We start from the raw sequence: 12,764 nt of genomic DNA on the forward strand, positions 1-12,764 counted from the left end.
CCTTACTTGGCCACCGCGACGCAGGGGGTGTCTCGGCCGACGAACGAGTGGTCTCTGGCACCGACGAGTGCCCAGTAGTCTCGCGGGCGGGTCCCGAGCAGCTCCTCGATGCACCGGTACGAGAGCAGGTTGTCGCCTTCGACCACGTGCCGGAACAGTTCCCGACGTGCGCCCGTGAACTCGCGGTCGAACCGGGTGTGGGTGTAGCGGTTGGGGTAGTTGAAGACGAGGCGGCCGCCGGGGGCGACCCGGTCGTACAGGGCCTGGACGGCGGCCTCGGTGTCGTCCACGAAGTAGAGGGTGGCCATGCAGTAGACCAGGTCGAACCTGCGTCCGGTCCCGAGGTCTGGAAGCGCATCGACGGCGAAGTGGACGTTGTCGAAGCCGAGTTCGTCGGCGATACGCCGGTTGTCGCGGATGACGGACGCCGAGACGTCGTAGCCGTAGAACGTGGTGTCGGGGAATCGCACTGCGAGTTCGAACAGGTCGACGGCGGCCCCACAGCCGATGGAGGCGACCGAGTCTGGCCCGCCGGACGGTCGCTCCGCGGTCGGCGGCCAGTAGCGGTCGACGAACCGGGCGAGGAGACCGGGCATCGCCTCGCGGCCGATGTAGGCCACGCGTTCGTAGTCGCCAGCAGAGTAGAAGTCTTCCCACGCAGTGGCTGCACCTGGGTCGGCCCACGTCGCGTCGGTGAGTGCGTTCTCGGACATACTACTCTGAACGCGACCATCAGCAATAACGGGTCACTGCGGTGGTGGAGGCCGTGCCCAACACCGGCAGTGGACGGCGTCAGTGCGACGTCAGTCCAACCGTGGTTTCTGGACGAACACCGCAGGACTGCGCCGACTCACGTACTTTTCGTCGCGGGCATCGACCGCCGTCCAGTAGCTCTGCGGGCGGCGGTCGAGGACGGCCTCGATGGCGTCGTAGCTGAGCAGGTTCTCACCGCGGGCGACGAGTTCGAACGCCTCGCGCCGGTGCGGTTCGGCGTCCTCGCGGACCCACGTCCGGGTGTAGCGGTTCGGGTAGTTGAACACGAGGTGGCCGCCGGGGGCGACCCGGTCGTAGAGTTCGGCGAGCGCACGTTCGGTGTCCGCGACGAAGTAGAGGGTGGCCATGCAGTAGACGAGGTCGAACGTCCGGTCGATAGCGAGGTCGGGGAGCGAGTCGACGGCGAAAGTGAGGTTCGACAGGTTCGCTTCGGTGGCGTGCTCGCGATTCGCCTCGACCACCGATGGCGCGACGTCGTACCCGTAGAACTCGGTGTCTGGGAACTCGGGGGCGAGTTCGAAGTCGACGAGTGCGGGTCCACAGCCCACGTCGGCCACTGTGTCGGGGACGCCGACTCGCTCGAAGAACGTCGCCAGGTGGCCCGGCATGTCGTCGCCGCCGACGTACGCACCCCGGTTCCAGTCCGTGGCCGCGTAGAAGTCCGCTTCCCAGTCGAAGGGCATACGTCGACCTCGCAGAGCCCGGCGCAATAGCGTTCCGGTCACGTACGAGCGCACGATATTCGGGGGGATACGAGAGTTAATTTTGAAGTAGTAGAAAATTTCAGAAAGAGTTAAATGTATTTAGAAATAGTTGGGAATAATGGCAGTCGGGGAGTCTGACACGAACGAGGCGGAGACCGACGGCATGCGCGACGTGCTGGACGCGTTCGACGTCGACACCCCGGACGGGGTCGTCGAAGCGAACGAGACAGGGGAGAGCGACGACGCGGTCGCCGCGGTCGAGGCGGCGCTCGCCGACATCGACGAGCCAGTACGATACCACCGTCCTACCGACGACATCGACGACACCGACGACGGACCGCGTTCGATGGAGACCGAACGTGCGTCTGCCGACACCGACATCGACGCGCTCGACGATGCGTTCGCCGATTTCGATGCCAGCACCGACGACGAGACTGACCTGACAGACGCGGCAGACGAGACAGACGCGGCGGGCACCACTGACACAACAGACCCGACCGGGGTAGTCGAGAGGGGTGGCGTGACGCTGGTCCGTGTCCCCAACGAAGCCTTCGGGGCGGCACTGGTCGCAGACCGGACCAGCGACGACGACTACGAGACCGCCCACGACGAGTTCAAGGCCCTCGCCGCAGAGATGGAGGCGGACGACGTCGGGGTGGACGACCTCGACCTGGACGAGTTGACCCTCGGCGAGTCGGTGTCCGTCTCACAGCTCGTCGACGACCTCCCCGAATCCGGTCCCGAACCCGGGGACACCCGGTTCGTCTGGGTCTCGTTCTGACGGCGTTCGTCTCGCACTCCGCCCCACGAAACTATTCCGAAATTGAAAGGACTCGTGCGAGGAATTAACTACCAGTAGGCTGAAAACGTATTCATGCCAACCCGGGAGTCAGAGGCCAGCACCGGGTCGACCGGGGACCTGTCGGACGTCGTCGACGCGTTCGACGTCGAGACGGTGGACGCGGTCATCGAAGACAACGACACCGGCGAGAGCGAGGTCGACGACCCGGATGCCGTCTTCGATTCGCTCCTCGAAATCGACGACCAGCCCACAGAGCGAACGGACCACCCCGGCCGCGGTCCACCACTGTCCGAACTCGACGGGGCGTTCGCGGCCGTCGAGACCGAACTCGAACGCGACGGGACGAGCGACGGCCTCGGACGCTGGATAGCGTACGACGGGTTCGACTTCGCTGGCCGACCCGACACGCCTGCGTCAGACACCGGTCCGAGTGCCCACGAGGAGTTCAAATCGCTCGCCGCGGAGTCAGAGGCCATCGACCTAGACGACCTCGACCTGGACGAGTTGACCCTCGGTGACGGCACGGTCGCGGCCTCGCTCGACGTCGATATGCCCACCGAAGAGCACTCGCTGGCCGAGGCGATGGTCGCGGGTGACGGCGAACCGGGAGCAGAACTCGACGAGGACGGGTTCGACTGGGACTGAGGCGTCAGGACCGGTCTCACGGGTCCCGAAGGCTTTTCTGCGGTCACGCGAAAGTCCGGAGCATGGCAGCCGAATCCAGCCATCGTGGTATCGCACCCGAGCACTGCGACAGCCCCGGGTTCGGCTTTTTCTTCGCGGTGTAGGCGCGGCGGACTCCGACGATACGCCCGTCGGACGAAATCGTGCGCTTCGGAATAGCTAACTGACTGACCCGAGCACGCACTATCAAGAGATGAAACTGCCAGCGACACAGGCCGCGGTCCTCGAGGCCGCGAGCGCGACCGACGCGACCTCGGTCGCCGCACTGGCCGACGACGTGGGCGAGAAGCCCGAGTCGGTCGTGGGCGCGGCCTTCGAACTGGAGGAACAGGGCCTCCTCACCGTCGAGGAGCGAACGACAGAGCACGTCGAACTCACCGAAGAGGGCGACCGATACGTCGACGAGGGTCTCCCCGAGGTCCGCCTGTACGAGGCGGCCAAAGCGGCCGGGGCGACCGACGAGCCGGTGCCGATGGGGCAGGTCATCGGGGCTTCCGGCCTCGGTGACGCAGTCGACATCGCGCTCGCGAACTACGCCCGGAAGGGCTACGGGCAAATCGACAGCGGCGAACTCTCCGCGAACGCGGGCGCCGACCCCGACGCCGACGAGGAGGCACGGGCACTCGCCGCGCTCCAGGCGGGCGAGACGGTGACCGAATCCGGCGTTCTCGACCAACTCGAACGCCGTGGCCTCGTCGAGCGCGTCGAGCAGACCGACCGGCTCGTCACGCTCACCGAAGCGGGCGTCACCGCCATGATGGAGGGCATCGAGGTGGCCGAGTCCGTCGGCCAGCTCACCCCCGAGTTGCTCACCAGCGGCGAGTGGCAGGATGTCGAGTTCGCCGAGTACAACGTCGAGGCCGACGCCGAGACGCTCTACGGCGGCAAGAAGCATATCCTCCGCCAGACCGCCGACCGCGTGAAGGACGTGCTCGTCGGGATGGGCTTCCAGGAGATGGAGGGCCCGCACGCCGACGCCGAGTTCTGGATCAACGACTGCCTGTTCATGCCCCAGGACCACCCTGCCAGAACGCACTGGGACCAGTTCGCACTGGACGTCCCGCCGATGCAGGACCTCCCCGAGGACCTCGTCGACCGCGTGGAGGACGCCCACAGGAACGGCGTCGGCCCCGACGGTGAGGGGTATCACTCGCCGTGGACAGAGGACGTGGCACGCGGGGTGGACCTCCGCGGGCACACCACCTCGCTGTCGATGCGGTACCTGTCGGGCCACGCCGAGGGCGACCTCGAACCACCCCAGCGGTACTTCTCGGTCGAGAAGGTGTACCGCAACGACACGCTCGACGCGACCCACCTGCTGGAGTTCTTCCAGATCGAGGGCTGGGTGATGGCCGAGGACCTCTCGGTGCGTGATCTGATGGGCACCTTCACCGAGTTCTACGAGCAGTTCGGCATCACCGACCTGCAGTTCAAACCCCACTACAACCCCTACACGGAGCCGAGCTTCGAGCTGTTCGGCGAGCATCCCCGGACCGGGGAACTCGTCGAAATCGGCAATTCGGGCATCTTCCGCGAGGAGGTGCTCCGCCCGCTCGGCGTGGAGTGCGACGTGATGGCGTGGGGGCTCGCCCTCGAACGCCTGCTGATGTTGACCCACGGCTTCGAAGACATCCGGGACGTCCACGGGACGCTGTGTGACCTTGACTTCCTGCGGAACGCGGAGGTGATTCGCTAATGCCAGTCGTAGACGTCGACCCTGACGAACTGAGAACGCTGACCGGCCACGACGAGAAGTCCGACGAGGAACTCAAAGACGACATGTTCGCACTCGGCCTCGAGTTCGAGGGCGAGACCGAAGACGGCGAGTTCCAGCTGGAGTTCGCCCCGGACCGCCTCGACCGGCTCTCGGTCGAAGGTGTCGCCCGGTCGCTGCGCTACCAGTACGGCGACGACCGCGGCGTGTACGTCCCGAAGACGAACGACCCGGACTGGACCATCGAGGTCGACGAGTCCGTGCCCGACGAGCGCCCGTACGTCACAGGTGCCGTGATTCGCGGCGTGAACCTCAGCGAGTCGGCACTCGACTCGCTCATCCAGCTGCAGGAGAAGCTGCACGCCACGATGGGCCGAAAGCGCGTCAAGGGTGCCATCGGCATCCACGACCTGACGATGCTCAAAGGCACGTCCGCCGGTGAAGACGGCGGCAACAGCATCCAGTACGTCGGCGTCGAACCCGACGAGGACCGCTTCGTCCCCCTCGACGCCGACGTGGAGATGACGCCCGCGGAGGTCCTGACCGACCACCCGACCGGCGAGAAGTACGCCGACATCATCGCGGACTACGAGCGGTACCCCGCCATCTACGACGACATCGGGCTGTTCTCGTTCCCGCCGGTCATCAACGGCCGCCGGACCGAGGTCAGCACCGACTCACGGGACCTGTTCGTCGAACTGACGGGCACCGACCAGTGGACCATCGACAAGATGTGCAACATCATCTGCTACGCGCTCGATGCCCGCGGCGCGACCATCGAGGAGGTCACCGTCGACTACCCCGACAAGGACGTGTACGCCGCGGAGAAGGTCGAACTGGTCGACCCCGGCGTCGACCTCGTCCGGCCGAACTTCGCGACGAGCGAGAAGACGGTCCGCCACGCCCGCATCGAGTCGCTGCTCGGCATCAACCTCGACCCCGAGGAGGTCGTCGACCTGCTGGAGCGTTCCGGCCTCGACACGACCCACGCGGAGAACGACCAGGGCGAACTGGTGTACGAGGTCGACGTCCCGCCGTACCGCGTCGACGTGCTCCACCCGCTCGACATCGTGGACGACGTGGGCCGCGCCTACGGCTTCAACGAACTCGAACCGACGTACCCCGAGGTCGGGACCGTCGGCGGCCGCCACGAGCGTACCGGGCTGGAGGACGCGGTCCGTGACCAGCTGGTGGGACTGGGCTTCGAGGACATGCTCAACTTCCACATGATAAACGAGCGGGAGAACTACGAGCGCATGCGCCTCGACCCCGACGCGGACGACTGTCTGGGTGCCGACCAGCCCGTGACCATCACGGAGCCCTACAGCGAGGACTACACGATGGTCCGCTCGTGGGCGCTCCCGTCGCTCATGATGGTGCTGGAGAACAACACCCACCGGTCGTACCCCCAGGACATCGCCGAGGTCGGCTTCGCCGCCCACTACGACGACTCGGTGGACACCTACGTCGCGGAACGGCGGACGGTCGCCGGCGCGCTCGCGCGCCACGACGCCTCCTACGAGGACGCGAAGGCCCGCCTGCAGGCGCTCGCACGCAACTTCGAGGTCGAGTTGACGACCCCGGCGACGACCCACCCGTCGTTCATCGACGGGCGGACCGCCGAGGTCCGCATCGACGGCGAGGTCGCCGGCGTGGTCGGTGAAGTGCACCCGGCGGTGCTCGTCGACCACGACCTGGAGGTTCCAGTGACGGCGTTCGAGTTCGACCTGGGCGCGCTGTAGTAGCCCGTTCGGTCACTCTTTACTCCGGCTTTTGCGAGCGACGAGCGGCACGAAATCCGAAAAGGAACACTGACTGCTCAGGCGACCCGGCGACCGAGGAGCACAGTTCCTGCAAGCGCGAGAAGCGCCAGCAGTGCACCGAACCCGGGCGAGCCGTCGGTCGAAACCGCCGCCCCAGACGTGTCGTCGGTCGCCGCCGTGGGTTCCGTTCCCCCGGCAGTGGTCGTCGAGTCAGTCGGTGAGGTGGTGGTCGTTCCCGGTGTCTTCTGGGCGGGACTTCCTTCCGTCCCCTCGTCGGCGGCTCCCTGCACCGTCGTCGGCTGGCTGTCGGTACCGGCACCGTCGCCAGCGCCCCCGGCCTCGTCGTCGGACGACTCTGACCCTCTCTCGACGGTCAGGTCGACCGACGCCGTCGCGGTGGTGTCGGCGCTCTCGAACGACAGGGTGTACGTTCCGGGTGGGAGCCCGGCGGCGTCGGCGGTCACCGTGGTGTCGGTTCCATCGACCGTGATGCGGGCGTAGTCCGGGTCAGCGTCGTCGTCGTTCGGCGAATCGGCGGGTTCGCCAGCGCCGAGGATGGCGACGAGGTCGGTCGGCGAGAGCGACGCGGACGTGACGTGGAGGGTGTAGCTGTCCCGGTTGCTCGACACGTCGAGCGTGGCCGTCGTTGCCCCGTCGTCGCCGACGTTCTCGACGCTGCTCTGGTCTGCGTTGACGGCGAGTGCCTGCTCGGTGACGGTGAACGTGACCGTGCTGTTCTGCTCGCCGACGAGCCGATACTGTCCCCGGTCGAGGTCGGTCGTCGGAACGGTAAGACCGTCGTCACCGGGGGTGAACTCGGCGACGAAGGCCCAGGTGTCGCCGTCTCGTTGCTGGAGTTCGACGGTGCTGCCGGCGGCGAAGGCATCGCTCTCGACCGGCTGACCCTGCCAGACCAGGCCAGCCTCGGTCCTCGTCGGGTCGGCCGTATCGCCGTCGCCGAGGTCGAACTGGAGGTGCGTTCCATCACCGGCCGCGAGGCGGTAGGTGCCGGGGTCGAGGTCGGTCGTTTCGAGGGTGAGCACCCCGGCGTCGGTGACCGCGAGCTGGGCGACGAATGCCCAGGTGTCGCCGTCCTGTTGGCGGAGTTCGACGGTGGTTCCAGCGGTGAAGGTGTCCGTTTCGAGGGTCTGACCGACCTCGTGGGGGCCGTCTGTGACGGGGACCGTGTCTCCGTCTGTGTTGTCCGTCTCCGTCTGGCTCGACTGGTCGCCGTCGCCGGCGACGAGTTCGAAACTCTGCTCGGTGCCCTGGTCGTCGACGAGACGGTAGGTACCGGGGTCCAGCGCGTCTGTCTCGACAGTGAGGGTCCCGTCACTGTCGACGACGAGTTCCGAGACGAACAACCAGGTGTCGCCGTCCTGTTGCTGGAGTTCGAGAGTGGTGTCTGCGGTGAAGGTATCCGTTTCGAGGGTCTGGCCGGATTCGTGTGGACCCTCGGAGACCGGGACCGGGGTGCCGTCGGTGTCGTCGCTGGTGTCGTTCTGGGCCCCGTCGTCACCGCCCGTCCCTTCGTCGCCGGTCCCGTCGTCACCGGTCCCGCCGTCGCCAGCGAGGAGTTCGAAGGTCTGTTCGGTGCCCTGGTCGTCGAGGAGACGGTAGGTGCCGGGGTCGAGGCTCTCCGTCTCGATGGTGAGCGTGCCGTCGTCGGCGACCGCGAGTTGAGTGACGAATGCCCAGGCGTCGCCGTCCTGTTGGCGGAGTTCGACGGTGGTTCCAGCGGTGAAGGTGTCCGTTTCGAGGGTCTGGCCGACTTCGTGGGGACCGTCCGAAACGTCGGCCGGACCGGTGCTGGTAGCTGGTGCGCCGGTGGCGCTTGCCACCACGACGAGCGATACCGTCAGTGCCAGTGCGAGCAGTGTGCTCGCGCGGAGGAATCTCGATGTCATCGTCGGGGACCGCATCCCGTCGACGCTGTGTTCAGGTGTGGAGGGACGTCGACGAGACGGGCTGGATAGCAAGTCTCAGAAAGGGTATAAGTATCTTGTTCTGTCTGTTCACAGATCCGACCCGACCGCGTCCTCGACGGAGTCGAACCCGTCGTGCTCCAGCAGGTTCAGCAGTCCACGGTTGATGTCGCGCGCGAGCGAGGGACCCTCGTAGACGAGCCCGGTGTACAGTTGGACGAGCGAGGCACCGGCGCGGATCTTCTCGTACGCGCCCTCGGCGTCTGAGACGCCGCCCACGCCGATGACGGGGACGTCGACGCGCTCGGCGACGAAGCGGATCATCTCGGTGGCGCGGTCCTCGATGGGGGCACCGGAGAGCCCACCGGTCTGGGCGGCGTTGGGGCTCTGGAGGGTATCCGGGCGTTCGGTAGTCGTGTTGGTGGCGACGACACCGTCTAAGTCGAGGTCGGTCACGATGTCGAGGGCGTCCTCGATGGCTGGTTCGGGGAGGTCGGGCGAGAGTTTGACCAGCAAGGGGGAAGCACCGGCGTCCTTCACCGCGCCGAGGATGGCCTCCATCTCCTCGCGGTTCTGCAGGTCGCGCATGCCCTCGGAGTTCGGGCAGGAGACGTTCACGACGAAGAAGTCACCACCCTCGGCGACCCGTTCGTAGGTGTAGCGATAGTCTTCGGGGGCCTCCTCGGCCGGTGTGGATTCGGAGAGTGCGATGTTGACGCCCACGGGGATGTCCGGGCGGTTCAGTTCGCGAAGCCGGCGGCCGACGCGGTCTGCCCCCTGGTTGTTCAGGCCCATGCGGTTGACGATGGCACGGTCCTCGCGCAGGCGAAACATGCGCGGGCGTGGATTACCCGGCTGCGCGTCGGCGGTGACACCACCGACTTCGATGTGCCCGAAGCCGAGTGCAGCGACGGCCCGCGGGACCTCGGCGTTCTTGTCGAAGCCGGCTGCGACGCCGACAGGTGAGGGGAACGTCTGGTCGAACGCGTCGACGCGCAGTCGCTCGTCGTCGACGCGATAGCGGCTCGCGAGAGCGGTCTCTACTGGCGTGCCCTGCGCCGTCGACAGTAGCCCGTGGACCGCGTCGTGCGCTGTCTCTGCCGGGAGCGCGAACAACAGCGGTCTCGCGACGTCGTAGAGAGTCATCTACACATCAGGGGGGTACCGACCCGTAAAAGCGTCCCGAAGCACCGTCGACCGATGGTACGTCGGTTAGAACTCGTGTTCGACCTCGTCCTGGTCTGCTTTCTGGATGATGATCTTGTCCTCTCGCACGCGTACGAAGACTTCGTCCCCGATCTCCATTCCGGCGACCGCAAGCTCGTCTTCGTGGAGGTTGATGTGCACGTTGTGGTATTCCCCGTTCTCGTCTTTGGCACCACTCGGGCTCAACTTCTTTTTCCGTACCATCGCGGTAGTCTATCTCGTGTGTTCGCCACAGGACATACTTAAGTGTTTTCTACGGCTGAACAAGCACCGACACATCACGCGCACAGAACGTTCCACGCGCGAAATCTGCCCTGAATCCGGGAATCGGGAGACGGGAAGGACCCCGGTTTTGGGGCCCGTATATAAACACATCGGCGCCGTCGCCCGTTTTTGGGGGATATCTTTATCATGGGGCGTGTGTTGCGTTGACATGGAGGGAAAATCATGGTACGTGAAGATGGTAAGCGAAACTTCGCACTCCGCGAACAGAACGGTGAATCGAGCGTCTTCTCTGGCAACACGCCTCGACAGGCTGCGCTGAAGGCTGCACGACGACTCGAGCCCGCATCGAGCGAGGACGCCGCCGACCGCATCGAGCTTCGACTACGCGAGAAAGGAACCGACAAGGTCCACATCTACGAGGGATGGGCATGGAGAGAGACCGCACCCGACGACAAACCAGACTGGATGCCCAGCGAGATCACCGAGGCCAACGTCTCGAAGAAGGGCATCGAACACCTCGACGAGTGAGTTCGGTCGACGTCGACCCCTCGCGCGACCACGCGCGAATCAACAATCGTTTTTACTGCGACATCCCAGTCACTGGTACGCGGTTCACACCCGACCAGACCTGACGCGACCAGCGAGGGATGACCGGTCGGCCTCCACCCGCGTAATATCGTTCTATACCTCCAGCCAGTGGTACTGCTGTCGTTTCCCTGCAGTCCGTCACACGTCAACACATTCGCATACCGCGGGCAGTTCGATGAGGTTAAATGTGCCACCACTGTATCTACGAATGCGAAGCACGTGGCGCTCGACGCCACTCCCTCCGGCCGGCTCCCGGCACGGAGGCAGGAACATCTCCCAGTGCTCTCTGGCATCGTGGCCTCCGACAGCTCTGTCGGGGGCTTCGGTCCCACCGAGAAAACCGCTCGGTGTCGGGCCGATTCGATGCCCTTATGTGTACGAGAGCACTGGGATATGAACGCAAAAGCACAACGAGATTCGGGACACGTTGAACTCGTGTCCCAATCCCGGGCCACGTTCATCGGGGCGACTCGATGACACAAGCGCACTTCGAAGGGTTTAATACTCTTCTCGGGGTACGTTCAGGTCCGGAAGGAAATGAGGATTCCACCCCTGCGGTCCGCCGTATACGATGGAATCTGATGTTAGCCTTGGTAGTTCGGTGACGCCTGATCGGCCACGCCGGTCGGTTCACCGAATTATGGACCACGCAATGCAATGGATACACCATTCACATGGTGTACCCGCCAAGCCCCCCGAGCATCCGCTCGGGAGCATTCCGGTTGATCCTGCCGGAGGTCATTGCTATTGGAGTCCGATTTAGCCATGCTAGTCGCACGGGTTTAGACCCGTGGCAGATAGCTCAGTAACACGTGGCCAAACTACCCTATGGAGAGTGATAACCTCGGGAAACTGAGGCTAATAACTCATAACGCTCTATCCCTGGAATGGGTCGAGCCGGAAATGCTCCGGCGCCATAGGATGTGGCTGCGGCCGATTAGGTAGACGGTGGGGTAACGGCCCACCGTGCCAATAATCGGTACGGGTTGTGAGAGCAAGAGCCCGGAGACGGAATCTGAGACAAGATTCCGGGCCCTACGGGGCGCAGCAGGCGCGAAAACTTTACACTGCACGACAGTGCGATAAGGGGACTCCAAGTGCGAGGGCATAGAGCCCTCGCTTTTGTGTACCGTAGGGAGGTACACGAATAAGAGCTGGGCAAGACCGGTGCCAGCCGCCGCGGTAATACCGGCAGCTCGAGTGATGACCGATTTTATTGGGCCTAAAGCGTCCGTAGCCGGCCAGGCAAGTCTGTTGGGAAATCTGCTCGCTCAACGAGCAGGCGTCCAGCGGATACTGCTTGGCTCGGGACCGAGAGACTCAAGGGGTACGTCTGGGGTAGGAGTGAAATCCTGTAATCCTGGACGGACCGCCGATGGCGAAAGCACCTTGAGAGATCGGATCCGACGGTGAGGGACGAAAGCTGGGGTCACGAACCGGATTAGATACCCGGGTAGTCCCAGCTGTAAACGATGCCAGTTAGGTTTGGCGCGGGCTACGAGCTCGTGCTGTGCCGCAGTGAAGACGATAAACTGGCCGCCTGGGAAGTACGTCCGCAAGGATGAAACTTAAAGGAATTGGCGGGGGAGCACTACAACCGGAGGAGCCTGCGGTTTAATTGGACTCAACGCCGGACATCTCACCAGCTCCGACAGTATGCAGTGAAAGTCAGTGTGATGAGCTTACTTGAGCTACTGAGAGGAGGTGCATGGCCGCCGTCAGCTCGTACCGTGAGGCGTCCTGTTAAGTCAGGCAACGAGCGAGACCCGCACTCTTAATTGCCAGCAGCAGTTTCGACTGGCTGGGTACATTAGGAGGACTGCCAGTGCCAAACTGGAGGAAGGAACGGGCAACGGTAGGTCAGTATGCCCCGAATGAGCTGGGCTACACGCGGGCTACAATGGTCGAGACAATGGGAAGCCACCTCGAGAGAGGGCGCTAATCTCCGAAACTCGATCGTAGTTCGGATTGTGGGCTGAAACTCGCCCACATGAAGCTGGATTCGGTAGTAATCGCACCTCAGAAGGGTGCGGTGAATACGTCCCTGCTCCTTGCACACACCGCCCGTCAAAGCACCCGAGTGAGGTCCGGATGAGGCCATCGCAACGATGGTCGAATCTGGGCTTCGCAAGGGGGCTTAAGTCGTAACAAGGTAGCCGTAGGGGAATCTGCGGCTGGATCACCTCCACAGACCGGGACCAGGCAGCACGCCTGGCCCACCTTATCCATATTCGACGAACCGCCGTCGTGCCCGTTCAGGCACCTTTGAACTACCAAGGCTGATATTGTACCCCCGATTTGGGGGTGGGCCCATAGCTCAGTGGTAGAGTGCCTCCTTTGCAAGGAGGATGCCCTGGGTTCGAATCCCAGTGGGTCCAT

10 protein-coding genes, 1 tRNA gene and 1 rRNA gene are annotated in these 12,764 nt (G+C 64.4%); 7 read left to right on the forward strand and 5 right to left on the reverse strand.

Translation table 11 applies throughout. The features are described from left to right. Positions 1–2: 2 nt before the first annotated feature. A complete protein-coding gene (locus tag ACSC1R_RS06730) occupies positions 3–713 on the reverse strand; it encodes a class I SAM-dependent methyltransferase (RefSeq protein ID WP_439028308.1) in 711 nt (236 codons plus the stop codon). A 90-nt stretch (positions 714–803) separates the two neighbouring features. Further along, positions 804–1,457, reverse strand: coding sequence for a class I SAM-dependent methyltransferase (locus ACSC1R_RS06735; protein WP_439028309.1), 654 nt, complete (start codon positions 1,455–1,457; stop codon positions 804–806). Between the two features lie 139 nt (positions 1,458–1,596). Between ACSC1R_RS06735 and ACSC1R_RS06740 the strand changes: the two genes are divergently transcribed. From ACSC1R_RS06740 to pheT, 4 genes are all read left to right on the forward strand, one after another. Beyond that, positions 1,597–2,259: a hypothetical protein gene (locus tag ACSC1R_RS06740; RefSeq protein ID WP_439028310.1), complete on the forward strand. Its 663-nt coding sequence runs from the start codon at positions 1,597–1,599 to the stop codon at positions 2,257–2,259. 93 nt (positions 2,260–2,352) lie between these two features. Then, positions 2,353–2,925, forward strand: a complete 573-nt coding sequence (locus ACSC1R_RS06745) for a hypothetical protein (protein ID WP_439028311.1) — start codon at positions 2,353–2,355, stop codon at positions 2,923–2,925. A 232-nt stretch (positions 2,926–3,157) separates the two neighbouring features. Next, the gene (pheS, locus tag ACSC1R_RS06750; RefSeq protein ID WP_439028312.1) at positions 3,158–4,660 is read left to right on the forward strand and encodes a phenylalanine--tRNA ligase subunit alpha; all 1,503 of its coding nucleotides are present in this window, start codon (positions 3,158–3,160) and stop codon (positions 4,658–4,660) included. Continuing rightward, positions 4,660–6,420, forward strand: coding sequence for a phenylalanine--tRNA ligase subunit beta (gene pheT / locus ACSC1R_RS06755; RefSeq protein WP_439028313.1), 1,761 nt, complete (start codon positions 4,660–4,662; stop codon positions 6,418–6,420). The genes pheS and pheT overlap by 1 nt, the downstream gene beginning before the upstream one ends. Positions 6,421–6,497: 77 nt before the next feature. Here the strand turns inward: pheT and ACSC1R_RS06760 are convergent, their stop codons facing one another. The 3 genes from ACSC1R_RS06760 to ACSC1R_RS06770 all read right to left on the reverse strand — a co-directional run bounded on the left by ACSC1R_RS06760 (position 6,498) and on the right by ACSC1R_RS06770 (position 9,776). Beyond that, on the reverse strand, positions 6,498–8,348 hold the full coding sequence (locus ACSC1R_RS06760; RefSeq protein ID WP_439028314.1) for a PGF-CTERM sorting domain-containing protein: 1,851 nt from the start codon (positions 8,346–8,348) through the stop codon (positions 6,498–6,500). A gap of 108 nt (positions 8,349–8,456) precedes the next feature. Then, on the reverse strand, positions 8,457–9,512 hold the full coding sequence (locus ACSC1R_RS06765; RefSeq protein WP_439028315.1) for a quinone-dependent dihydroorotate dehydrogenase: 1,056 nt from the start codon (positions 9,510–9,512) through the stop codon (positions 8,457–8,459). A gap of 66 nt (positions 9,513–9,578) precedes the next feature. After that, positions 9,579–9,776, reverse strand: coding sequence for a hypothetical protein (locus ACSC1R_RS06770; RefSeq protein WP_267641674.1), 198 nt, complete (start codon positions 9,774–9,776; stop codon positions 9,579–9,581). 243 nt (positions 9,777–10,019) lie between these two features. Between ACSC1R_RS06770 and ACSC1R_RS06775 the strand changes: the two genes are divergently transcribed. The 3 genes from ACSC1R_RS06775 to ACSC1R_RS06785 all read left to right on the forward strand — a co-directional run bounded on the left by ACSC1R_RS06775 (position 10,020) and on the right by ACSC1R_RS06785 (position 12,763). After that, positions 10,020–10,325, forward strand: coding sequence for a non-histone chromosomal MC1 family protein (locus ACSC1R_RS06775; protein WP_439028316.1), 306 nt, complete (start codon positions 10,020–10,022; stop codon positions 10,323–10,325). A gap of 775 nt (positions 10,326–11,100) precedes the next feature. Beyond that, positions 11,101–12,573 (forward strand): 16S ribosomal RNA (locus ACSC1R_RS06780). Positions 12,574–12,691: 118 nt separating this feature from the next. Beyond that, a tRNA-Ala gene (locus ACSC1R_RS06785) sits at positions 12,692–12,763 on the forward strand. Position 12,764 lies beyond the last annotated feature (1 nt).

This window comes from Haloarchaeobius ordinarius (genome assembly GCF_051801355.1).
GTDB lineage: Archaea > Halobacteriota > Halobacteria > Halobacteriales > Natrialbaceae > Haloarchaeobius.